Annotated in this window: 16 protein-coding genes, 3 pseudogenes and 1 riboswitch; of the genes and pseudogenes, 12 read left to right on the forward strand and 7 right to left on the reverse strand. The window is 70.8% G+C overall.

Translation table 11 applies throughout. The annotated features are described in order from the left end of the window. Positions 1-43 precede the first annotated feature (43 nt). The 3 genes and pseudogenes from ACFQ9Z_RS21365 to ACFQ9Z_RS21375 form a co-directional block, all read left to right on the forward strand. Entirely contained in the window at positions 44-220 is a 177-nt protein-coding gene (locus ACFQ9Z_RS21365; protein WP_383020472.1) for a hypothetical protein, read from the forward strand. 83 nt (positions 221-303) lie between these two features. Beyond that, a complete protein-coding gene (locus ACFQ9Z_RS21370; RefSeq protein ID WP_358935701.1) occupies positions 304-516 on the forward strand; it encodes an EF-hand domain-containing protein in 213 nt (70 codons plus the stop codon). A 169-nt stretch (positions 517-685) separates the two neighbouring features. Next, positions 686-1,351: pseudogene (locus ACFQ9Z_RS21375) on the forward strand (NADPH-dependent F420 reductase); the annotation flags it as partial. Between the two features lie 25 nt (positions 1,352-1,376). Here the strand turns inward: ACFQ9Z_RS21375 and ACFQ9Z_RS21380 are convergent. Both ACFQ9Z_RS21380 and ACFQ9Z_RS21385 read right to left on the reverse strand, forming a co-directional pair. Next, a complete protein-coding gene (locus ACFQ9Z_RS21380; protein ID WP_383020475.1) occupies positions 1,377-1,931 on the reverse strand; it encodes a GH25 family lysozyme in 555 nt (184 codons plus the stop codon). Positions 1,932-2,158: 227 nt separating this feature from the next. Then, a complete protein-coding gene (locus ACFQ9Z_RS21385) occupies positions 2,159-3,169 on the reverse strand; it encodes a LuxR C-terminal-related transcriptional regulator (protein ID WP_383020480.1) in 1,011 nt (336 codons plus the stop codon). A 409-nt stretch (positions 3,170-3,578) separates the two neighbouring features. Between ACFQ9Z_RS21385 and ACFQ9Z_RS21390 the strand changes: the two genes are divergently transcribed. Beyond that, on the forward strand, positions 3,579-5,330 hold the full coding sequence (locus ACFQ9Z_RS21390) for a M28 family peptidase (protein ID WP_383020483.1): 1,752 nt from the start codon (positions 3,579-3,581) through the stop codon (positions 5,328-5,330). 582 nt (positions 5,331-5,912) lie between these two features. On the opposite strand, the pseudogene ACFQ9Z_RS21395 reads toward ACFQ9Z_RS21390, so the two are convergent. From ACFQ9Z_RS21395 to gcvT, 5 genes and pseudogenes are all read right to left on the reverse strand, one after another. Beyond that, positions 5,913-6,080: pseudogene (locus ACFQ9Z_RS21395) on the reverse strand (DNA-binding protein); the annotation flags it as partial. 297 nt (positions 6,081-6,377) lie between these two features. Then, positions 6,378-7,745: an L-serine ammonia-lyase gene (locus ACFQ9Z_RS21400; protein WP_383020487.1), complete on the reverse strand. Its 1,368-nt coding sequence runs from the start codon at positions 7,743-7,745 to the stop codon at positions 6,378-6,380. A gap of 82 nt (positions 7,746-7,827) precedes the next feature. Further along, complete coding sequence (gene glyA, locus ACFQ9Z_RS21405) at positions 7,828-9,105, reverse strand: serine hydroxymethyltransferase (RefSeq protein ID WP_383020491.1); 1,278 nt, start codon at positions 9,103-9,105, stop codon at positions 7,828-7,830. A gap of 14 nt (positions 9,106-9,119) precedes the next feature. Beyond that, on the reverse strand, positions 9,120-9,497 hold the full coding sequence (gene gcvH, locus ACFQ9Z_RS21410; RefSeq protein WP_143635774.1) for a glycine cleavage system protein GcvH: 378 nt from the start codon (positions 9,495-9,497) through the stop codon (positions 9,120-9,122). A 116-nt stretch (positions 9,498-9,613) separates the two neighbouring features. Beyond that, complete coding sequence (gene gcvT / locus ACFQ9Z_RS21415) at positions 9,614-10,741, reverse strand: glycine cleavage system aminomethyltransferase GcvT (RefSeq protein ID WP_383020496.1); 1,128 nt, start codon at positions 10,739-10,741, stop codon at positions 9,614-9,616. Between the two features lie 157 nt (positions 10,742-10,898). Then, positions 10,899-10,997, reverse strand: a riboswitch (glycine riboswitch). Between the two features lie 179 nt (positions 10,998-11,176). On the opposite strand from gcvT, the gene ACFQ9Z_RS21420 reads away from it, so the two are divergent. The 8 genes and pseudogenes from ACFQ9Z_RS21420 to ACFQ9Z_RS21455 all read left to right on the forward strand — a co-directional run. Beyond that, positions 11,177-11,854, forward strand: coding sequence for an AAA family ATPase (locus tag ACFQ9Z_RS21420; protein ID WP_383020500.1), 678 nt, complete (start codon positions 11,177-11,179; stop codon positions 11,852-11,854). Between the two features lie 65 nt (positions 11,855-11,919). Continuing rightward, positions 11,920-12,714 (forward strand): enhanced serine sensitivity protein SseB, encoded by a 795-nt coding sequence (locus ACFQ9Z_RS21425; protein WP_383020503.1) that lies wholly within the window; start codon positions 11,920-11,922, stop codon positions 12,712-12,714. Positions 12,715-12,903: 189 nt separating this feature from the next. Next, the gene (locus ACFQ9Z_RS21430; RefSeq protein ID WP_383021368.1) at positions 12,904-13,665 is read left to right on the forward strand and encodes an enhanced serine sensitivity protein SseB C-terminal domain-containing protein; all 762 of its coding nucleotides are present in this window, start codon (positions 12,904-12,906) and stop codon (positions 13,663-13,665) included. 349 nt (positions 13,666-14,014) lie between these two features. Next, positions 14,015-15,013 carry an ABC transporter permease gene (locus ACFQ9Z_RS21435; RefSeq protein ID WP_383020508.1) on the forward strand — a complete coding sequence of 333 codons (999 nt, stop codon included), beginning with the start codon at positions 14,015-14,017 and terminating at the stop codon, positions 15,011-15,013. 38 nt (positions 15,014-15,051) lie between these two features. After that, the gene (locus ACFQ9Z_RS21440; RefSeq protein ID WP_383020511.1) at positions 15,052-16,821 is read left to right on the forward strand and encodes an ABC transporter substrate-binding protein; all 1,770 of its coding nucleotides are present in this window, start codon (positions 15,052-15,054) and stop codon (positions 16,819-16,821) included. A 72-nt stretch (positions 16,822-16,893) separates the two neighbouring features. Next, positions 16,894-17,901 (forward strand): ABC transporter permease, encoded by a 1,008-nt coding sequence (locus ACFQ9Z_RS21445; protein WP_143635788.1) that lies wholly within the window; start codon positions 16,894-16,896, stop codon positions 17,899-17,901. After that, complete coding sequence (locus tag ACFQ9Z_RS21450) at positions 17,898-18,992, forward strand: ABC transporter ATP-binding protein (protein WP_383020514.1); 1,095 nt, start codon at positions 17,898-17,900, stop codon at positions 18,990-18,992. The genes ACFQ9Z_RS21445 and ACFQ9Z_RS21450 overlap by 4 nt, the downstream gene beginning before the upstream one ends. 26 nt (positions 18,993-19,018) lie before the next feature. Continuing rightward, a pseudogene (locus ACFQ9Z_RS21455) lies at positions 19,019-20,138 on the forward strand (ABC transporter ATP-binding protein); the annotation flags it as partial. Between the last annotated feature and the right edge of the window lie 502 nt (positions 20,139-20,640).

A 20,640-nucleotide genomic window follows, 5' to 3' on the forward strand; every position in this document is an offset into this window, starting at 1 on the left:
GCTCCCTGGTTCTCCACCGCATGGAAGACCCAGACTCGCAGACGTGATCGACGACGGCACCGGACTTCTCGCCGCCGGCGGGCAGGCGCGAGCCACCGGCCCCGCGCGCCTCGCCACAGACGACGGCGCCGACGACGGCGCCGCCCGGGCCACCCCCAGCGCCCGCGAGGAGCGGTCCGCCCCGGTGGCCGCCGCACCGGAGGCGGACACGGGCCGTTAACCGGAGGCGCACACAGGCCGTTAATCTGACCAGCGTCAGTACGCCAGCACGGCATGAAGAACGCGAACATAAGGGGCGGATCGGTGGCGGACATCGAGGAAGCACGCAAGCAGTTCCAGCGGATCGACGCGGACGGCGACGGTTTCATCACCGCGGCGGAGTTCAAGTCGGCCCTCGCCCAGGGGGGTGACTGGAACGTCACCGACACGGTGGCGGAGGCCGTCATCCGGACCCGCGACCTCAACGGCGACAAGGTCCTGTCGTTCGACGAGTTCTGGGCCTACCTGGGCAAGTGACGCGTACGGAGGGGGCGCCGGCCCGCGGCGGGACGGCGCCCCCTGCGTGACGCGGTCCGCGGTGCCCGTGCCCGCGTGCACCCGTTCGGCGCACGCGCCGGAATAGCCCGGCGCCGGCCGGGGTTGTCGCCCACGTCAGAAGCATGCACATGCATGGACTGGAAGGTCTGTCATGAAGATCGGCATCATCGGCGCGGGCAACATCGGCGGCAACCTGACGAGGCGGCTCACCGCACTCGGGCACGACGTGTCCGTGGCCAACTCCCGGGGCCCGGAGACCCTGAAGGCGCTCGCCGAGGAGACCGGCGCGAAGGCGGTACGGGCGGCCCAGGCCGCCAGGGGCGCCCAGGTCGTCGTGGTCACCGTCCCGCTCAAGGCCGTTCCCGACCTCCCCGCCGGCCTGCTGTCCGGGGCCGCCGAGGGCGTGGCCGTGATCGACACCGGCAACTACTACCCGCGGGAGCGGGACGGCCGGATCGCCGGGATCGAGGACGAGGGCCTGACCGAGAGCCGCTGGACCGAACGGCACCTCGGGCACCCCGTGATCAAGGCTTTCAACGGCACCTACGCCCAGGACATCCTGGACCGCCACCGCCCGGCCGGAGACCCCGGGCGGATGGCGCTGCCGGTCGCCGGTGACGACGAGGCCGCCAAGCGGACCGTCCGCGGCCTCATCGACGAACTCGGCTTCGACACGGTCGACGCGGGCGGAATCGACGATTCCTGGCGCCAGCAGCCCGACACCCCGGTGTACGGCCTGCGCGCGGGCGCCGAGGCGGTCCGCGAGGCCCTCGCGAAGGCGTCCCCGGAGCGGCCGGCGGCCTTCCGCGGCTGACCCGGCCGCACGGAGCGGGCGGGCGTCAGGACGTGGCCCACTTCCGCAGGGCGGCCTTGTCGGCGAAGGCGGCCACGTCCTTGTCGTGGGGCTCACTGGTGTACTGGTGGAAGCGCCACTTGGCCTTGATGCGGGGGTGCCCCGCGCTCACGTAGTCGGCGATCCACAGGCCGTCGCCGGCGTACGAGGTGTGGTCCTTGTTCAGCCAGTAGTCCCGGTTGGTGTAGAGCAGCACCCTGTTGTGCGGGCGCAGTTGTTTCACCGTGCGGATGAACAGGTCCTTCTCCGCGTTGCTCGCGTGGGTGCCCTCACCGGTGGTCTCCCAGTCGACGGCGAGCAGTTCGCCCGCCTTCTCCGGGGCGTGCCGGACGAAGTACTCGGCCTGGGCGGTGATGTGCCCCGGCCACAGGAAGTGGTAGTAGCCGACGACGAGTCCCGCGTCGCGGCCGTGCTTGGCCTGCGCGGAGAGCCGGGGGTTGACGTACGAACGCCCCTCCGTCGCCTTGATGAAGACGAAGGAGAGGCCGTCCGTGCCGTAGGACGATGACTGGTAGGCGCTCACGTCGATGCCGTGCAGCATGGGGGGACTCCCTGAAGTGCGGTGGGGTATTAGGAGTTGACTGATATATGCCCCGTCAGGCCCGATGGATCCGCCCGTCCGCCGTGCCGCTGGGCCCCGGCCGCGGTGTCGTCCTCCCCCGCTGACGGCCCACCTGGTGCAGGAGTCCAGGCAGGTGCCGCCCTCGCAGCCGGCGACCTGGAGGCCGCAACGTGGTGTTTTCCGTGGGTCTCGCACGCCGTGCCGGATCACCGGTCCACCAGACCCAGCCGGGCCGCCGTGACTCCCGCCTCGAAGCGGCTGGAGGTGCCGAGCTTCTCCATGATCTGGTTCATCAGACGGCGCAGGGTGCGGTCGGAGCAGGCCAGCCGGCGGGCTATGGTCTCGTCCTTGGCGCCGGTGGCCAGCAGGGCCAGCACCTCGCGCTCCTGCGCGGACAGCGCGCAGCCGGTGCGGCCGCGTCCGGGCCGGCTCTCGGTGTGCGGCCGGGCGAGGTCCCAGGCGTGCGTGAAGACCTTGCAGAAGCACTGCGCGACGGGTGTGCTGTGCAGGATGACGTCGCCGCCCTCGCCCTGCGGCCCGGGCCCCGCCCCGATGATGACGATCGCCCGGTCCAGGATGTTCATGTGCAGCGGCACCGTCACAGCGACCCGCACCTCGGCCCCGGCTGCGGTCAGCGCGTTCAGGTAGCGGGACGGCGCCTGCGGGCGGACGGCCTGCTGGGACGTCAGCATGCGTATCCGGACGCCGTTCGCCAGCATGTCCAGGTCCGCGGCGAGGCTGGCCTCCAGGACCCGCGCGTCGGGGAAGGAGTTGCGCATCGCCAGGAACTCCTCCCGGCCGAGCGCGTCCAGTTCCTCCAGCCGCTTCCGGGTGTGCCCGCGGTCCGTGAAGTACTCGATCTCCACCGCTTCCCGCGCGTCGAACCGCGGGGCCGTCAGCACGGACAGCAGGTCGTCCAGTGCCTCGGCGTCCCGGCCGGCGTGCTCGGCCGTCTCCCGCAGCCGGTGTGCGTGCTCCGTGACCAGGCGCCGCAGGGCCCGGTCCGGAGTGCCTAGGCGTTCACCGTCGGGGTCCAGGAGCCGCCGGTCCGCCAGCCACCGGGCCAGCTCGGGCGGCATCCGCCGCAGTTCCTCCCGCTCGGCGGCGGAGTCCCGTGCTCCCGACGCCGTGATGCGCTCGATCATGGCCAGGTAGGCCGCCCTCGCCCCGGTGGCGGCCGGCGGCCCGCCGTGGGCGGGGTTCTGCGCCGAATGCATGCGCGCACCATACGGGCGCCCCCCTGCGGAGGCCAGGGACGTCACACCCGGGCGGACGGGTCCGGCGGCCGCACTGGCCGGAAGCGGACGTGCCGGAATCGGACAGGAGCGGACGGACCGTACGGACCGTACGGCGGTTAGTCTCGTCGCCGCCCACCCGGCTCCCCGGTGGCCACCGGTGCGCTCCCCATCCGTCCCGCACCGGGAGCCGTCGGGGAGCCGGGCGCGGGCCCACGGATCCGGCCGGTTCCGCACGGCGAGGCTTGACCCGTGTTTGGCATGCGCATGCTCATAGCAGGGCGCGGCGCGGAACCGCCCGCCCTGATCCCCACCCCACCCGCATCGGCCGGGAGGCGCGGCACCACCACGCCCCGCCCCCCGTTTCCTCCCACCCCACAAAGGAGACACGGTGCTTCGAAGAATCTCCCCGGCCGGCCTGTCCGTGGCCGGCCTCACCCTGGCCGCGGCACTGGGCCTGGCGGCGCCTGTCGCGAGCGCCCGGCCGGCCCCCGAGGTCACCCGTACCGCGGCCGCCCTCACCGCGGCCGCGCCCGACATCGACGTCACCAAGGTCCAGGCGCACCTGGGCGAACTGAACGCCATAGCCACCCGCAACGGAGGCAACCGCAGGTCGACCACACAGGGCTACCGCGACTCGGTCGCCTACGTGAAGGGCAAGCTCCAGGCGGCCGGTTACACCGTCACCGAGCAGGCCTGCGCCTCCGGCTGCACCAGCGGCGCCGGACCCAACCTGATCGCCGAGTGGCCGCAGGGCGACGCCTCGAAGGTGTACATGTTCGGTTCGCACCTCGACAGCGTCTCCGCCGGCCCCGGCATCAACGACAACGGCTCCGGCAGCGCCACCCTGCTGGAGGTCGCGCTGAAACTCGCCGAGACCCGTCCGTCGATGGCGGCACGCGTCCGCTTCGGCTGGTGGACGGACGAGGAGCAGGGCCTCAACGGCTCGGACTTCTACGTCCGTTCGCTGACCTCCGCGCAGCGCTCGGCGATCAAGGCGTACTACAACTTCGACATGGTCGCCTCGCCCAACGGCGGCTACTTCATCAACCACATCACCTCCGCAGCCGCCGCGCCGATGAAGGCGTACTGGGACTCGCTGAACCTGCAGCCCGAGGAGAACACCGAGGGCGCGGGCCGCTCCGACGACTACTCCTTCGAGAACTACGGCATCCCCACCTCCGGCTACGCCATGGGCGCCGGCGCCCGCAAGACCTCGGCGCAGGCGGCCAAGTGGGGCGGCACGGCGAACGCCGCCTACGACGGCTGCTACCACTCCTCCTGCGACACCACGGGCAACATCAACGCCACCGGGCTGAACCGCAGCGCCGACGGCGTCGCCTACACCCTGTGGTCGCAGGCGGTCTCGGCCACCGCCCCGGCCGACGACTTCTCGCTCTCGGCGAGCCCGGCCACGGGCAGCACCGCCCCGGGCGCCTCGCTCACCACCACCGTCTCCACCACCACGACCAGCGGCTCCGCGCAGACGGTCGGCCTGTCGGCCTCGGGCGCCCCCGCCGGTGTGACGGTCTCCTTCAGCCCGGCCTCGGTCACCTCCGGCGGCTCCGCCACGGCGACGGTCGCCGTCGGCTCCTCCGTGGCGCCGGGCACGTACAACCTGACCCTCACCGGCACCGGAACCACCACGCACACCGCGCCGTACACCCTGACCGTCACCGGCGCGGGCGGCTGCACGGCCTCGCAGGTGGTCTCCAACGGCGGCTTCGAGAGCGGGACATCGCCGTGGACCGGTGACACCGGCGCGATCGGCGCGTTCAGCGGCCAGTCCGCGCACTCCGGCACCCGGTTCGCCTGGCTGGCGGGCTACGGCCGCGCGGCCACCGACACGGTCGGCCAGAGCGTGACGATCCCGGCCGGCTGCGCCAGGGCGACCCTGAGGTACTGGCTGCACATCGACACCGCCGAGTCCGGCCCGACGGCGTACGACACCTTCCAGGTCAAGGTCGACGGGACCGCGAAGCAGACGTTCTCCAACGCCCACGCGGCCTCCGGGTACACCGAACGCACCCTGGACCTCGGCCAGTACACCGGCCGGCAGATCACACTGACATTCACGGCCACCGAGGACGCCAGTCTCCAGACCAGCTTCGTCGTCGACGACGTCACCCTGACGACCGGCTGAGCCCGGCACCGGGAGAACCGGGGGAGGCGGGCGCTCCGCGCAGCCCGCCTCCCCCCCTCGCGCCACCCCTCGTCGTACCCCGCCCGCGGCTGCAACCGACGCGGTACCGCGGAAGTCTGACGCCCGTCCGCGGAACCGGCGTCACCCTGCGACGATGCGGATCCGCCCCCTCGCCGGCGACACGCTGTCCGCCGTGGCGCTGACCACAGTGGCCGTGACCCCGGGCGCGGAGGCCGCGCGGCAGGGACAGCGCCCGCTCGACGCGGCCGCCCACGCCCTGGTGCTCCTGGCCCGCCTGCCGCCGGCGTTCCGCAACCAGGCCCCGCCACGGTCTGCGGACTGGTTTTCGGCACCTGGGCGGTCTACATCGGCGCCGGCAACTGGCCCATGGTGGGCAGCTTCGGCCGCATGCTCGCCCTCTACACGGTGGCCTCCCTGCGCCCGCCCCGCGTCTCCGTGCCATGCGCGGGGCTGCTGGGCGGGACCCGGATCTACGCGGGCGCGGTCAGCCGCACCGACTCCTGGGCGTCCGTCGTCGGGCAGGCACCGGTCTCCCCGGGCGGTGCTGTGGCGGGGGGCATGTCAGATCTTGATGACGCGAATGCCGGAACCGCACAGGACCCGTAGATCCTCTGGATCCGAGGTCAGGATGGTGACCGGGGCGGGTGAGGCCAGCGCGGTGGCTGCCACGATCGCGCCCAGGGCGTACTCGTGACCCTGCAATCCCGCCGCGCCGAGGAGCCGGCTCGCCACGGGGCCGTGTTCGGCTTCGGCGTCCTCGATGAGTTCGCGCAGCCGGTCGCGCTCCAGTTGACGCTGGATGAGGGCTTCGACAGAGGCGGACATGCCGCGCTTGCCGGTACGTGCCCTGAGGGCCGCGATGGTCCTCTCGTGGAGGGAAACGGAGACCGGACGGATCGGACCTTCACCGGGAGGCGGAGAGGTGGTTTAACAAGTCTCTTTATTATTCACCTGTTCCATCGCAGTCTCCGGCACATGCCCTGACAGCGCTGAAAGACACGAACGCTCTGGTCAGAGCCTATTTCCCTAGCACTCGATGATGTTCACCGCCAGCCCGCCCCGGGCCGTCTCCTTGTACTTCACCGACATGTCCGCGCCGGTGTCCTTCATCGTCTTGATGACCTTGTCCAGGGACACCTTGTGCGAGCCGTCGCCGCGCATCGCCATCTTCGCCGCGGTGACCGCCTTCACCGCGGCCATGCCGTTGCGCTCGATGCACGGGATCTGGACCAGGCCGCCCACCGGATCGCAGGTCAGGCCGAGATTGTGCTCCATGCCGATCTCGGCCGCGTTCTCCACCTGCTCGGGGCTGCCGCCGAGCACCTCGGCGAGGGCGCCGGCGGCCATGGAGCAGGCGGAGCCGACCTCGCCCTGGCAGCCGACCTCGGCGCCGGAGATGGACGCGTTCTCCTTGAACAGCATGCCGATGGCGCCGGCGGCGAGCAGGAAGCGGACCACGCCGTCCTCGTCGGCGCCCGGCACGAAGTTGATGTAGTAGTGCAGGACCGCCGGGATGATGCCCGCCGCTCCGTTGGTCGGGGCGGTGACCACCCGGCCGCCGGCCGCGTTCTCCTCGTTCACGGCCATCGCGTAGAGCGTGATCCACTCCATCGCGTGCGCGAGCGGGTCGCCCTCGGCGCGCAGCTGGCGGGCCGAGACGGCCGCGCGGCGGCGCACCTTGAGGCCGCCGGGCAGGATGCCCTCCCGGGTCATGCCCCGCTGGACGCACTCGCGCATGACCCGCCAGATCTCCAGCAGGCCCGCCCGGATCTCCTCCTCGGTGCGCCAGGCGCGCTCGTTCTCCAGCATCAGCGAGGAGATCGACAGACCTGTCTCCCGGGTCAGGCGCAGCAGCTCGTCGCCGGTGCGGAACGGGTACTTCAGGACCGTGTCGTCCAGCACGATGCGGTCCGCGCCGACCGCGTCCTCGTCCACGACGAAACCGCCGCCGACCGAGTAGTACGTCTTGGAGAGCAGCTCGCCGCCGGAGGCGTCGTAGGCCCACACCGTCATGCCGTTGGCGTGGTACGGCAGCGCCTTGCGGCGGTGCAGGACCAGGTCGTCGTCGAAGGAGAAGGCGATCTCGCGCTCACCGAGCAGCGAGATCCGGCCCGAGCGCCTGATCGCCTCCACCCGCTCGTCGGCCGACTCGACGTCCACCGTGCGCGGCGAGGCGCCCTCCAGACCGAGCAGCACCGCCTTCGGGGTGCCGTGACCGTGGCCGGTGGCGCCGAGCGAGCCGTACAGCTCGCAGCGCACCGCGGCGACGGAGTCCAGCAGGTCCTCGTTGCGCAGCCTGCGGGCGAACATGCGCGCCGCGCGCATCGGGCCGACCGTGTGGGAGCTGGACGGGCCGATGCCGATCGAGAACAGGTCGAAGACCGAGATGGCCACGGAAACTCCTCAATACGGGGTGAAGCGGGGTGCGGCGCCGCGCACACGTTCCAGTGTGCGCGGCGCCCGGTGGAACGCGGACTTACTTGTTCAGACCCGGGTACAGCGGGTGCTTGTCGGCCAGGGCCTTCACCCGGGCCTTGAGCGACTCCACGTCGGCCCCCTCGAACGGGGAGGGCGCCTTCAGGGTCTCGGCGATCACGTCCGCGACCTCGGCGAAGTCCTCGGCCGTGAAGCCGCGGGTCGCCAGGGCCGGCGTGCCGATGCGCAGGCCCGAGGTCACCATCGGGGGACGCGGGTCGTTCGGGACGGCGTTGCGGTTGACCGTGATCCCGACCTCGTGGAGGCGGTCCTCGGCCTGCTGCCCGTCCAGTTCGGACTCGCGCAGGTCGACCAGGATCAGGTGCACGTCCGTACCGCCGGACAGCACGTTGACCCCGGCCTCGCGGGCGTCGGCGGCGGTCAGCCGCTCGGCGAGGATGCGGGCGCCGTCCACCGTACGGCGCTGGCGCTCCTTGAAGTCCTCCGAGGCTGCGACCTTGAAGGAGACCGCCTTGGCCGCGATCACGTGCTCCAGGGGACCGCCCTGGAAGCCCGGGAAGACGGACGAGTTCAGCTTCTTCGCGAAGTCCTTCTTCGCCAGGATGATGCCGCCGCGCGGGCCGCCGAGGGTCTTGTGGGTCGTGGAGGTGACCACGTCCGCGTACTCGACCGGGTTCGGGTGCAGACCCGCCGCGACCAGGCCGGCGAAGTGCGCCATGTCGACCCACAGGTACGCCTCGACCTCGTCGGCGATCCGGCGGAACTCGGCGAAGTCGAGCCGGCGCGGGTACGCCGACCAGCCGGCGATGATCACCTTCGGGCGGTGCTCCTTGGCCAGCCGCTCGACCTCCGCCATGTCGACCAGGCCCGCCTCGTCCACGTGGTAGGCGACCACGTCGAACTGCTTGCCGGAGAAGTTCAGCCGCATCCCGTGGGTCAGGTGGCCGCCGTGCGCCAGGTCCAGGCCGAGGATGGTGTCCCCGGGCTGGGCGAGGGCGAACAGCGCCGCCTGGTTCGCGGAGGCGCCGGAGTGGGGCTGGACGTTGGCGTACTCGGCGCCGAACAGCTCCTTGACCCGGTCGATGGCGATCTGCTCGGCGACGTCGACGTGCTCGCAGCCGCCGTAGTAGCGGCGGCCGGGGTAGCCCTCCGCGTACTTGTTGGTCAGCACCGAGCCCTGGGCCTCCATCACCGCGAGCGGCGCGAAGTTCTCCGAGGCGATCATCTCCAGCGTCGACTGCTGGCGGTTCAGCTCGGCGTCGACCGCGGCGGCGATCTCCGGGTCCAGTTCGTGCAGGGACGTGTTCAGGACAGTCATACGGCTACGACTCCTCAGCCGGCGTTCTGGGCGGTGTACTCGTCGGCGGAGAGCAGGTCGGCCGGCTCCTCGGTGACGCGTACCTTGAACAGCCAGCCGCCCTCGAAGGGGGCGGAGTTCACCAGCGACGGGTCGTTGACGACGTCCTCGTTGATCTCGGTGATCTCACCGGTGACCGGCGAGTACAGGTCCGAGACCGACTTGGTCGACTCCAGCTCGCCGCAGGTCTCGCCCGCGGACACCGTGGAACCGACCTCGGGGAGCTGGGCGTAGACCACATCGCCGAGCGCGTTGGCCGCGAACTCGGTGATGCCGACCGTCGAGACGCCGTCCTCGGCGGCCGACAGCCACTCGTGCTCCTTGCTGTAGCGCAGCTGCTGGGGGTTGCTCATGGCCTGAATTCTCCTGTACGCGCGGGAGTGCTGATGAATGGGGGACTGCTGGTCCTGCTGCCGAGCAGCAGGAATGTGCGCAGCGTCACGTCCGGTGGACGGACCGCGCCCAGTGTCTACTTCTGGCGCTTGTAGAAGGGCAGCGCCACGACCTCGTACGGCTCGTGGCTGCCCCGGATGTCCACGCCGACACCCTCGGTGCCCGGCGCCGCGTAGGCCGCGTCGACGTACGCCATCGCGATCGGCCTGCCCAGGGTGGGGGAGGGGGCGCCGGAGGTGACCTCGCCGATCACCGCGCCGCCCGCGACGACGGGGTACCCGGCGCGCGGCACCCGGCGGCCCTCGGCGACCAGGCCGACGAGCACCCGCGGCGGGTTCTGCCCGGCCCGGTCGGCGGCCTCGGCCAGCGCCTCGCGGCCCACGAAGTCGCCCTCCTTCTCGAACTTCACCACTCGGCCGAGCCCGGCGTCGAAGGGCGTCAGGGCGGTGGTCAGCTCGTTGCCGTACAGCGGCATGCCCGCCTCCAGGCGCAGGGTGTCCCGGCAGGACAGGCCGCACGGCACCAGGCCGGCGCCCTCGCCCGCCTCCGTCAGCGCCTGCCACAGCTCCACGGCGTGCTCCGGCCGCACGAACAGCTCGAAGCCGTCCTCGCCGGTGTAGCCGGTGCGCGCGATCAGGGCGGGCACGCCGGCGACGGTGCCGGGCAGGCCCGCGTAGTACTTCAGGCCGTCCAGGTCGGCGTCGGTCAGCGACTTCAGGATGCCGGGGGACTCGGGGCCCTGGACCGCGATCAGCGCGTAGGCGTCCCGGTCGTCGCGCACCTCGGCGTCGAAGCCGGCGGCACGCTCGGTGAGCGCGTCCAGCACCACCTGGGCGTTGGAGGCGTTGGCGACGACCATGTACTCGGTCTCGGCCAGCCGGTAGACGATCAGGTCGTCCAGGATGCCGCCGTCGGCCTGGCAGATCATGGTGTAGCGGGCGCGGCCGACACCCACGGAGGCGATGTTGCCGACCAGGGCGTGGTTCAGCAGGGCGGCCGCCTGAGGCCCGGTCACGGTGATCTCGCCCATGTGGGAGAGGTCGAAGAGACCGGCCCGGGTGCGCACCGCGACGTGCTCGTCGCGCTCGGATCCGTAGCGCAGCGGCATGTCCCAGCCGGCGAAGTCGGTCATCGTCGCACCGAGCGAGCGGTGCAGGGCGTCGAGCGCGGTACGGCGCGGCCCGGTGGGTTCGGTACTGCTCATCGGTCGGTCGTCTCCCAGGGCAGGTATGACAGGCGAGGAACGTTCCTCCCCATCTGTCATCGGAACCTGAGAGGTTCGCCATGATCCTCACGAGGAGTGGTCACGGCTTGCACCTTGGGTGGAGCCACTGTCGCAGCGGCCCGCTTTTCAGATGTGCCTCGCCCGCGCGGTAACGGGGCCTGAGAGATTCAAGGGAGGGACTTGCTCCTTCGGCGTCCCAGCGAAAGCTGGCTGGGAACTCTCCCGCGCGGATTCAAACGGCCGGTATGCAGTTGGCGCGCACATCATTGCACGCCCCGCCCCGCACCGTCAGGGCCCGCATCTGTAACCGAGCTGTGGCAGGACGCGCACCCAACCGCTGGACCGGCGCATTACCTTCTCTTTACATTAATTGGGCAAAGGGGTCACCAAGCCCACCAGGGGAGGACGATCACGGTGAACAGGACCACGGCCTACGCCGCCACCGCCGGTCTCGCGGTGCCGAAGCAGCCCTCCGCGCCGGCGCGCGGGCGCTGCGCCGAGCGTCCCGCCCCGGTCGTCCGCGACCTGCGCGAGCGCGCCGGGCACAGCCCGCACGACCTGCTCTTCGGCCCCCGCGACCTGGTGGTGGTCACGGGGCTGCCCGGCAGCGGCAAGTCCACCCTGATGCAGCGCGCGGTCCCCGGCCGCCGCGTGGACTCCCAGGACACCCGCGACCGCTGGGACGCCCGCGTGCCCCGCTTCCTCCCCTACGCGCTCTACCGCCCCCTGGTCCGGATCGCCCACTACGCGGGCCTGCGCCGCGTCCTCGGCACCGGCGAGGGCGTCGTCGTGCACGACTGCGGCACCCAGACCTGGGTGCGCGGCTGGCTGGCCCGCGCGGCCCGGCGCCGCGGCGGCACCCTGCACCTGCTCCTGCTCGACGTCACCCCGGAGACCGCCCGCACGGGCCAGCGCGAGCGCGGCCGCGGGGTCTCCCGCTACGCCTTCCGCCGTCACCGCCGCACGGCGGCCCGCCTGCTGCGCGCCGTGGAGCGGGGCGAACTGCCCGCCGGCTGCGGCTCGGCGGTGCTGCTGGACCGGGACGCCGCGGACGTGCTGCGCCGCATCGGCTTCGCCGGCCGGTCCGACTGAGCACCGTCGCGGCCACCCGCTAGCCTTTCGGACCACAGCAGTGGTTCCCAGCAGGCGGCAGGCAGATGGACTTCTCGGCGGCGGACCTTCCCGCGGACTACCCGGCACAGACGCACCCCCACCCGCACGGCGGTTGGCCCGGCAACGAACTGGAGGAGGTGCTCTCGGCCTCCCTCGGCGTACCCGGCGCGGGCGGCCGGATCGCCGAGGTGCTGGGCCGCAGCCTGCTGTGGATCCCGCTGCCCAACGGCGGCGGCCCGCACAGCGGCCCGCTGGACCTGCCCACGACGGAGCTCGACGGCCAGGTGTACGTCCCGGTGTTCAGCTCCGAGGAGCAGCTCCGGCTGGCCGCCGGCCCCCACATGTCGTACACCGTCGCGCCGGCGGTGGAGTTCGCCCGCGGCCTGCCCCCGCAGGCCGGCGTCCTCGTCAACCCCGACGGGGTGGTCGGACTGCCGCTCCCGCCCGAGGCGGTGGCCGAACTCTGCCGCACCGGACACAGCCCGCTGGACGGCCCCGCCACCGGCGGCCGGGTCCGCCTCTTCGAGCCGGACTGGCAGGAGGACCCGGTCGACTTCCTCTCCGCCGCCTCGGCCGAGTTCGCCGGCACCGGTGTGGTCGTCACGGCGCGCCGCTGCCTCGCCGTCGTCGAGACGGCGGAGCCGGTGATGTTCGTGGGCGTCGAACTCTCCCAGTGGGAGGGCGACCTGCGGGCCCTGCCCCTCGAGGCCCTGGGCCGCGCCCTCGGGCGGGCCCCCGTGAAGTGGCAGGTCAACCTCGTCCTCCTGGACGTCACGGACGACCCGGTGGCCACCTGGCTCAAATCCAACGTCCGCCCCTTCTACCAGTACGGCCACTGACCGGCCGGCTCGGGGACAGCAGGCCCGAGGGGCGCGGGGAACTGCGCGATCAGCCTCCACCGACCCGCACCCGCGCACGAACACGGGGCCCCGGGCCGTGGGGCGCATAAGCTGTCCCCGAACAAGGGGCAAGAACCGAAGGGGCGGTAAAGACAGGTGAGCGCGAGCCCAAGCGGCAGCGTCGAGCACATGCTGCGCCAGGTCACCCCCGGCCGCTACGACGCCTACGAGGCACTGCTGCGCGCCCTCGCCACCCCCTCCTCCGGCCAGATCTGGATGCTGCTGTGGCACGGCCAGGCCGGCTCCCCGGACGCCCAGTACGGGAACATGGAGGTCGGCGGGCTCGGCTACGCCCCCTGCGTGACCTCGGCGCAGGAACTCTCGGCGAGTGGCTGGAACCGCTCCTACGAGGTGGTCGACGGGCTCGACGTGGCCCGCACGCTCTATCCCGACCACTACGGCCTCTGGCTCAACCCGCACGCCCCGGGCGGCGGAGTCGGCGTCCCCTGGCCGGATCTGCGCCGCATCGCCACCGGCCTCGACCGCCAGCCCGCCGGCCCCCTGCGGCTGTCGGAACCCGGGGTCGACGTCGCGCAGTTCTACGCCCTGCTCACGCAGAACGCCCACCGCACCCCGGCCCTGCGCTCGCTGCGCCGCGCCTGGGTGCAGCCCACGCTCGGCGCGCCGTACCTCGCCATCGGACTGGACGTGTACGACACCTCGCCCGCCGCCGTCGACTCGGTGCGGGCGATGATGCAGCAGTCCGTCGGCGCGGTCCCGGAGGGGCTGCCGGTGTCGACGGTCGCGATGACCGACGACTACGACCCGGTGGTGCTGTGGATGCGGGCCAACGCCCGCCCGTTCTACGACCGCGAGGCGCACGCGGCCCCTCCCCAGCCGCAGCCGCCGGCTCCCGGGTACGGCTACCCGCCGGTCCACGGGGGCTACTGAGCAATCGTTCGAGGCGGTCCGCCACTTGGACAGTGATGGAGGATTCGTGTGCGAGACGGACTTCTCCGCGCGTAGAAGAGCGGTGTTTCGTCCGAATCGAGCAGAAGCGGCTTTCTGTCCGGAATGCCCCGCGTCCGGTGGCCGTTACCCACTGATCGGATAACGGAATCCCCTGGACTGCATCACGGTTGCGCATACTTTCCCCGTCAGCTCTGGCGGGTGATCGCAAAGAAGCTGAAGACTCGCGATTCAGACGTGGGGTCGAACCTCACGATCGATGCAAGTCGACAAAGCCGCAAACCGCGGCAGGCGCAGGCCGGTCACCACCGGCGAGAGGGGTCGGGTCACTGTGACCGCACCGATCGAGACCACCGGGGCGGCAGCCGAGGCACAGCCGGAAGCTGTGCTCGAGGGTGCCGGTAAGGGGCGGATCGAGGGTCGTTCCCTTGGGCAGATCGCGTGGTCGAGATTCAAGAAGGACAAGGTCGCGGTGGCGGGCGCCGTCATCGTCGTCCTGCTCATCGCCCTGGCCGTCCTCTCCCGGCCCCTGCAGGCCCTGCTCGGCCTCGACCCCAACGCCTTCAACCAGGACCTGATCACTCCCGACACCTCGCTGCCCAAGGGCAGTTGGGGCGGCATGAGCGCGGACCACCCGCTCGGTGTGGACCCGAAGTTCGGCCGGGACATCGCCACCCGTGTCCTGGAGGGCTCCTGGGTGTCGCTGGTGGTCGCCTTCGGCGCCACGATCCTCTCCAACGTGATCGGCGCCGTCATGGGCGTCATCGCGGGTTACTACGGCGGCCGGGTGGACAACATCATCAGCCGCCTGATGGACACCTTCCTCGCCTTCCCCCTCCTGCTGTTCGCCATCGCGATCTCGGCCACGCTGCAGGGCGGCGCGTTCGGCCTCAACGGGCTCCCGCTCCACCTGAGCGTGCTGATCTTCGTCATCGGCTTCTTCAACTGGCCCTACCTGGGCCGGATCGTGCGCGGCCAGACCCTCGCCCTGCGGGAGCGCGAGTTCGTCGACGCCTCCCGCGGCATGGGCGCCAAGGGCCCGTACATCCTGTTCCGCGAGCTGATGCCCAACCTGGTCGGCCCGATCATCGTCTACTCGACGCTGCTCATCCCGACCAACATCCTCTTCGAGGCGTCCCTGAGCTTCCTCGGTGTCGGCATCCAGCCCCCGCAGGCCTCCTGGGGCGGCATGCTCCGCGAAGCGGTCACCTACTACCAGGTCGATCCCCAGTACATGATCGTGCCCGGTCTCGCCATCTTCGTGACCGTCCTGGCGTTCAATCTGCTGGGCGACGGTCTCCGCGACGCTCTCGACCCGCGCAGCCGCTGACGCCTGCCACCACTCGAGAGCACGAAAAGTTTCCGACAATGGAGGGGAAAGCACCCATCATGCGAAGGTCAGCGCTGGCCGCTATCGCGGCCATCGGCTCCGCCAGCCTGCTCGTTGCAGGCTGCAGCAAGGCCGATGACAACAAGGACAACAACGGCTCGTCCGCCGGGGCCAACGCCGCGACCAAGGGTGTGGTCAACGCTTCCGACAAGAAGGGCGGCACGGTCACCTACGAGCTGTCCGACGTGCCGGACTCCTTCGACCCCGGCAACACGTACTACGCGTACATGTACAACCTCAGCCGGCTCTACGCCCGCCCGCTGATGACGTTCCAGCCCGGCGCCGGCGAGAAGGGCAACACCCTCGTCCCGGACCTCGCCGCGAGCAAGGGCGTCCCGAGCGACGGCGGCAAGACCTGGACGTACAAGCTGCGTTCGGGCCTGAAGTACGAGGACGGCTCGCCGATCACCTCGAAGGACGTCAAGTACGCCGTCGAGCGCTCGAACTTCGCGCGTGACGTGCTCTCCCTCGGCCCGAACTACTTCCAGCAGTTCATGGCCAAGGGCGACAAGTACAAGGGCCCGTACAAGGACAAGAGCGGCAAGGGCCTGTCCTCCATCGAGACGCCGGACGACACCACCATCGTCTTCCACCTGAACCAGGCGTTCCAGGAGTTCGACTACCTCGTCGCCGCCCCGCAGACGGCCCCGGTGCCCCAGTCCAAGGACAAGGGCGTCGACTACGTCAAGCACATCGTGTCGTCGGGCTCGTACAAGTTCCAGAGCTACGAGGACGGCAAGCAGGCCGTGCTCGTGCGCAACGAGAACTGGGACCCGAAGACCGACCCGCTGCGCAAGCAGCTCCCGGACAAGATCGTCGTCAAGCTGAAGGTCAACCCGGAGACCATCGACCAGGACGTCCTGGCCGGTGACGCGATCGACCTCGCCGGTGCCGGTGTCCAGGCCTCCACCCAGGCCAAGGTGCTCACCGACACCGCGAAGAAGGCCAACACGGACAACACCTACGGTGGCCGGCTCGTCTACATGGCGATCAACACCAAGGTGAAGCCGTTCGACAAGCCCGAGTGCCGCAAGGCCGTCCAGTACGCGATCGACAAGGTCTCGGTGCAGACCGCCGAGGGCGGCCCGATCCGCGGCGACATCGCCTCCACCGTGCTTCCCCCGGACATCCCGGGCTACCAGAAGTCGGACGTCTACGCGACCTCCGGCAACAAGGGCGACGCGGCCAAGGCCAAGGAGCAGCTGAAGGCCTGCGGCAAGTCGTCGATCACGACCACCATCTCGGCCCGCTCGGACCGCCAGCAGGAGATCGACGCCGCCACGGCGATCATCAGCTCGCTGAAGAAGGTCGGCATCAACGCCAGCCTGAAGCAGTACCCGTCCGGCAAGTACTTCACCGACTACGCGGGTGTGCCGAAGTTCACCGAGAAGCAGAACATCGGCCTGATCATGATGCAGTGGGGTGCCGACTGGCCCTCCGGCTACGGCTTCCTGCAGCAGATCCTGAACGGCAAGGCGATCAGCCAGTCCGGTAACACCAACCTGTCGCAGTACGACAGCAAGGACGTCAACTCCCTGCTGGGCAAGGCGATCGGCACCCAGGACGACACTGAGCGCAACAGCCTCTACACCCAGATCGACAAGAAGACCATGGACGACGCCGTCCTGGTCCCGCTGACCTACTTCAAGGTCCTGCTGGCCCGCCCGCAGAACTACACCAACCTGGTTTCCACGGCGGCCTTCAGCGGTCAGTACGACTACCTCAACATCGGCGTCGCGTCGAAGTAGCAGCCCCGGAAGGCAGGTGAAGGCATTGGTGCCCGCGGGCTTCGCGGCCCGCGGGCACCAGCGCCGGTCCCCGTGATCTCGTACATCCTCCGCCGGACGTTCGCGGCAGTGATCCTGCTGCTGGTCGTCTCCGCGGTCACCTTCGCCATCTTCTTCCTGCTGCCACGGCTTGCCGGCCAGACAGCGGACCAGCTGGCGCAGCAGTACATCGGCAAGAGCCCGTCGAAGGCGGACATCGCCGCTGTCAAGCACAACCTCGGTCTGGACCAGCCCGTCTACGTCCAGTACTGGCACTTCATCAAGGGGATCGTGGCGGGCGCCACCTACGACCTCGGCCCCACCACGGTGCACTGCGACGCACCCTGCTTCGGTTACTCCTTCAAGAACCACCAGGCGGTGTGGCCGGAGCTCACCTCGCGTCTTCCGATCACCCTGTCGCTGGCCGTGGGCGCCGCCGCGCTGTGGCTGGTCTCGGGCGTCGTGGCCGGTGTCATCTCGGCCCTGAAGCCGCGCTCGTTCCTCGACCGCACCTTCATGGGCATCGCGCTCACCGGCGTCTCGCTGCCCATGTTCTTCACGGGCAACCTGGCGATCCTGCTCTTCACCTACCAGTGGCCGATCTTCGGCAAGACCTACGTCCCGCTCACCGAGAACCCGGCGCAGTGGGCCAACACCCTCTTCCCGGCGTGGTGTTCGCTCGCGCTGCTGTACTCCGCCATCTACGCGCGGCTGACCCGCTCGGGCATGCTGGAGACGATGAACGAGGACTTCATCCGCACGGCCCGCGCCAAGGGCCTGCGGGAGCGCACCGTCGTCACCCGGCACGGACTGCGCGCCGCACTGACCCCGATCATCACGGTCTTCGGCATGGACATCGGCCTGCTGCTCGGCGGCGCCGTGATCACCGAGTCGGTGTTCTCGCTGCCCGGCATCGGCCAGTACGCGGTGCAGGGCATCACCGACAACGACCTGCCGAAGATCCTCGGCGTGACACTGCTCGCCGCCGCCTTCGTCGTCTTCGCAAATCTCCTGGTGGACGTGCTCTACGCCGCCGCCGACCCGCGGGTGAGGCTCTCGTGACCGAACTCTCCAAGACCGGCGCCGCCGTGGGCGAGCCCACCACCGCGTCCCAGCCCCCCAAGGCGTTCCTCGAGGTCCGCGATCTCAAGGTGCACTTCCCGACCGACGACGGCCTGGTCAAGTCCGTCGACGGGCTCAGCTTCTCGCTGGAGAAGGGCCGGACCCTCGCCGTCGTCGGCGAGTCCGGCTCCGGCAAGTCGGTCACCTCGCAGGCCATCATGGGCCTGCACCGGCTCGGCACCCGCGGCAAGAACGTGCGGATGACCGGCGAGATCTGGCTGGACGGCAAGGAACTGGTCTCCGCCGCCCCGGACGAGGTGCGCAAGCTCCGCGGCCGCGAGATGGCGATGATCTTCCAGGACCCGCTGTCCGCGATGCACCCGTACTACAAGGTCGGCGACCAGATCGTCGAGGCCTACCGGGTCCACCACGACGTCAGCAAGAAGGTCGCCCGCAAGCGGGCCATCGAGATGCTGGACCGGGTCGGCATCCCCGAGCCGGCCAAGCGCGTCGACGGCTACCCGCACGAGTTCTCCGGCGGTATGCGCCAGCGCGCCATGATCGCCATGGCCCTGGTCAACAACCCCGAGCTGCTCATCGCGGACGAGCCGACCACCGCCCTCGACGTCACCGTCCAGGCGCAGATCCTCGACCTGATCCGTGACCTGCAGAAGGAGTTCGGCTCCGCGGTCATCATGATCACCCACGACCTCGGCGTGGTCGCCGAGATCGCCGACGACGTCCTGGTGATGTACGGCGGCCGGTGCGTCGAGCGCGGCCGGGCCGACGAGGTCTTCGAGAAGCCGCAGCACCCCTACACCTGGGGCCTGCTCGGCTCGATGCCCCGCATCGACCGCGACACCTCCGAACGGCTCATCCCGGTCAAGGGCCAGCCGCCGAGCCTCATCAACGTCCCCTCGGGCTGCGCCTTCCACCCGCGCTGCCCGTACGCGGACATCCCCAAGGGGAACGTCACCCGCACGGTGCGCCCCGAGCTGGAACAGGTGAGCACCGGGCACTGGTCCGCCTGCCACCTCCCGGCCGAGGACCGTGAGCGGATCTGGACCGAAGAGATTGCGCCGAAGCTGTGAGTGAGACCAAGAAGACGGACGAGGCCGTGATCCCGCAGCAGGCGCAGGCCCCCGCGGACGGCTCGGCCGACCGTGAGGTGCTGCTCCGGGTCGAGGGTCTGAAGAAGCACTTCCCGATCAAGAAGGGCATTCTCCAGCGCCAGGTCGGCGCGGTGAAGGCCGTCGACGGGATCGACTTCGAGGTGCGCAAGGGCGAGACCCTGGGCGTGGTGGGCGAGTCGGGCTGCGGCAAGTCGACCATGGGCCGGGTCATCACCCGCCTCCAGGACCCGACCGGCGGCACGATCACCTTCGACGGGCAGGACATCACGCGTCTGCGGACCGGGCAGATGCGCCCGCTGCGCCGCGACATCCAGATGATCTTCCAGGACCCGTACGGCTCCCTGAACCCCCGCCACACCATCGGCTCGATCGTCTCCGCGCCGTTCCGGCTGCAGGGCGTGGAGCCGGAGGGCGGGGTGAAGAAGGAGGTCCAGCGGCTGCTCGAGCTGGTCGGTCTGAGCCCGGAGCACTACAACCGCTACCCGCACGAGTTCTCCGGCGGCCAGCGCCAGCGCATCGGCATCGCCCGCGCGCTCGCCCTGAAGCCGAAGCTGGTCGTGGCCGACGAGCCGGTCTCCGCGCTGGACGTGTCGATCCAGGCGCAGGTCGTGAACCTGATGGACGACCTCCAGCAGGAACTCGGTCTCACCTACGTGATCATCGCGCACGACCTCTCGGTCGTCCGGCACGTCTCGGACCGGATCGCGGTGATGTACCTCGGCAAGATCGTCGAGCTTGCCGACCGCACCTCGCTGTACGAGGCGCCGATGCACCCGTACACCAAGGCGCTGATGTCGGCGGTGCCGGTGCCGGACACCAAGCGCCGGGGCCAGAAGAGCGAGCGCATCCTGCTCCGCGGTGACGTGCCCTCGCCCATCGCCCCGCCGCCCGGCTGCCGCTTCCACACCCGTTGCTGGAAGGCGACGGAGATCTGCCGGACGACCGAGCCACAGCTCCTGGAGCTGAAGCCCGGCCAGCGGGTCGCCTGCCACCACCCGGAGAACTTCGCCGACCAGGCCCCGCAGGACACGGTCCTGCTGTCGGTGGCGAAGGAAGCCTCGGAACTGGTCCCGGACGCCGTGCTGGAGGAGTCGGCGGCGGCCGCCGAGGCGAAGCCCGCTGCCGCGGAGAAGCCCGCTGCTGCCGAGTCCGGCGCCGGGGCGAAGCCCGCCGACGCGGGGGCCGGCGCTGCGGAGGAATCCGCCGCTGCCGAATCCACCGCCGCGGAGGAGAAGCCCGCTGCTGCCGAGTCCGGCGCTGAGGCGAAGCCCGCCGCTGCCGAATCCGCCGCCGCGGAGGAGAAGCCCGCTGCGGAGAAGCCCGCTGCTGCCGAATCCGGCGCCGAGGCGAGGCCCGCCGACGCCGGGGCCGGCGCTGCGGAGGAACCCGCCGCTGCCGAATCCGACGCCGCTGCGGAGGGGAACCCCGCCGCGGAGGAGAAGTCCGCCGCGGTGAAGGAGTCGGCGGAGGCTGCCGAGGCCGTCGCCGAAGCCGGTTCCGCCAAGACCGGGCCCGGGGCCAAGACCTCCGCCGACGAGGCCGGGACCGAGGCCGCAGCCGGGGAGCGCACCGCCTCCACGGGCGCCGCCGCCGACGCTCCCGCCGA

Origin of the sequence: Streptomyces sp. NPDC056580 (assembly GCF_042793175.1) — a bacterium.
In the GTDB taxonomy this organism is placed as follows: domain Bacteria; phylum Actinomycetota; class Actinomycetes; order Streptomycetales; family Streptomycetaceae; genus Streptomyces.

What these genes read in the sequence shown, in the direction of transcription:
- ACFQ9Z_RS21380 (WP_383020475.1), bottom strand. Translation starts at nt 1,931, where the DNA reads ATGCTGCACGGCATCGACGTGAGCGCCTACCAGTCATCGTCCTACGGC.
- ACFQ9Z_RS21385 (WP_383020480.1), bottom strand. Translation starts at nt 3,169, where the DNA reads ATGCATTCGGCGCAGAACCCCGCCCACGGCGGGCCGCCGGCCGCCACC.
- glyA (WP_383020491.1), bottom strand. Translation starts at nt 9,105, where the DNA reads ATGACTGTCCTGAACACGTCCCTGCACGAACTGGACCCGGAGATCGCC.
- gcvH (WP_143635774.1), bottom strand. Translation starts at nt 9,497, where the DNA reads ATGAGCAACCCCCAGCAGCTGCGCTACAGCAAGGAGCACGAGTGGCTG.
- gcvT (WP_383020496.1), bottom strand. Translation starts at nt 10,741, where the DNA reads ATGAGCAGTACCGAACCCACCGGGCCGCGCCGTACCGCGCTCGACGCC.
- ACFQ9Z_RS21425 (WP_383020503.1), top strand. Translation starts at nt 11,920, where the DNA reads ATGGACTTCTCGGCGGCGGACCTTCCCGCGGACTACCCGGCACAGACG.
- ACFQ9Z_RS21430 (WP_383021368.1), top strand. Translation starts at nt 12,904, where the DNA reads ATGCTGCGCCAGGTCACCCCCGGCCGCTACGACGCCTACGAGGCACTG.
- ACFQ9Z_RS21440 (WP_383020511.1), top strand. Translation starts at nt 15,052, where the DNA reads ATGGAGGGGAAAGCACCCATCATGCGAAGGTCAGCGCTGGCCGCTATC.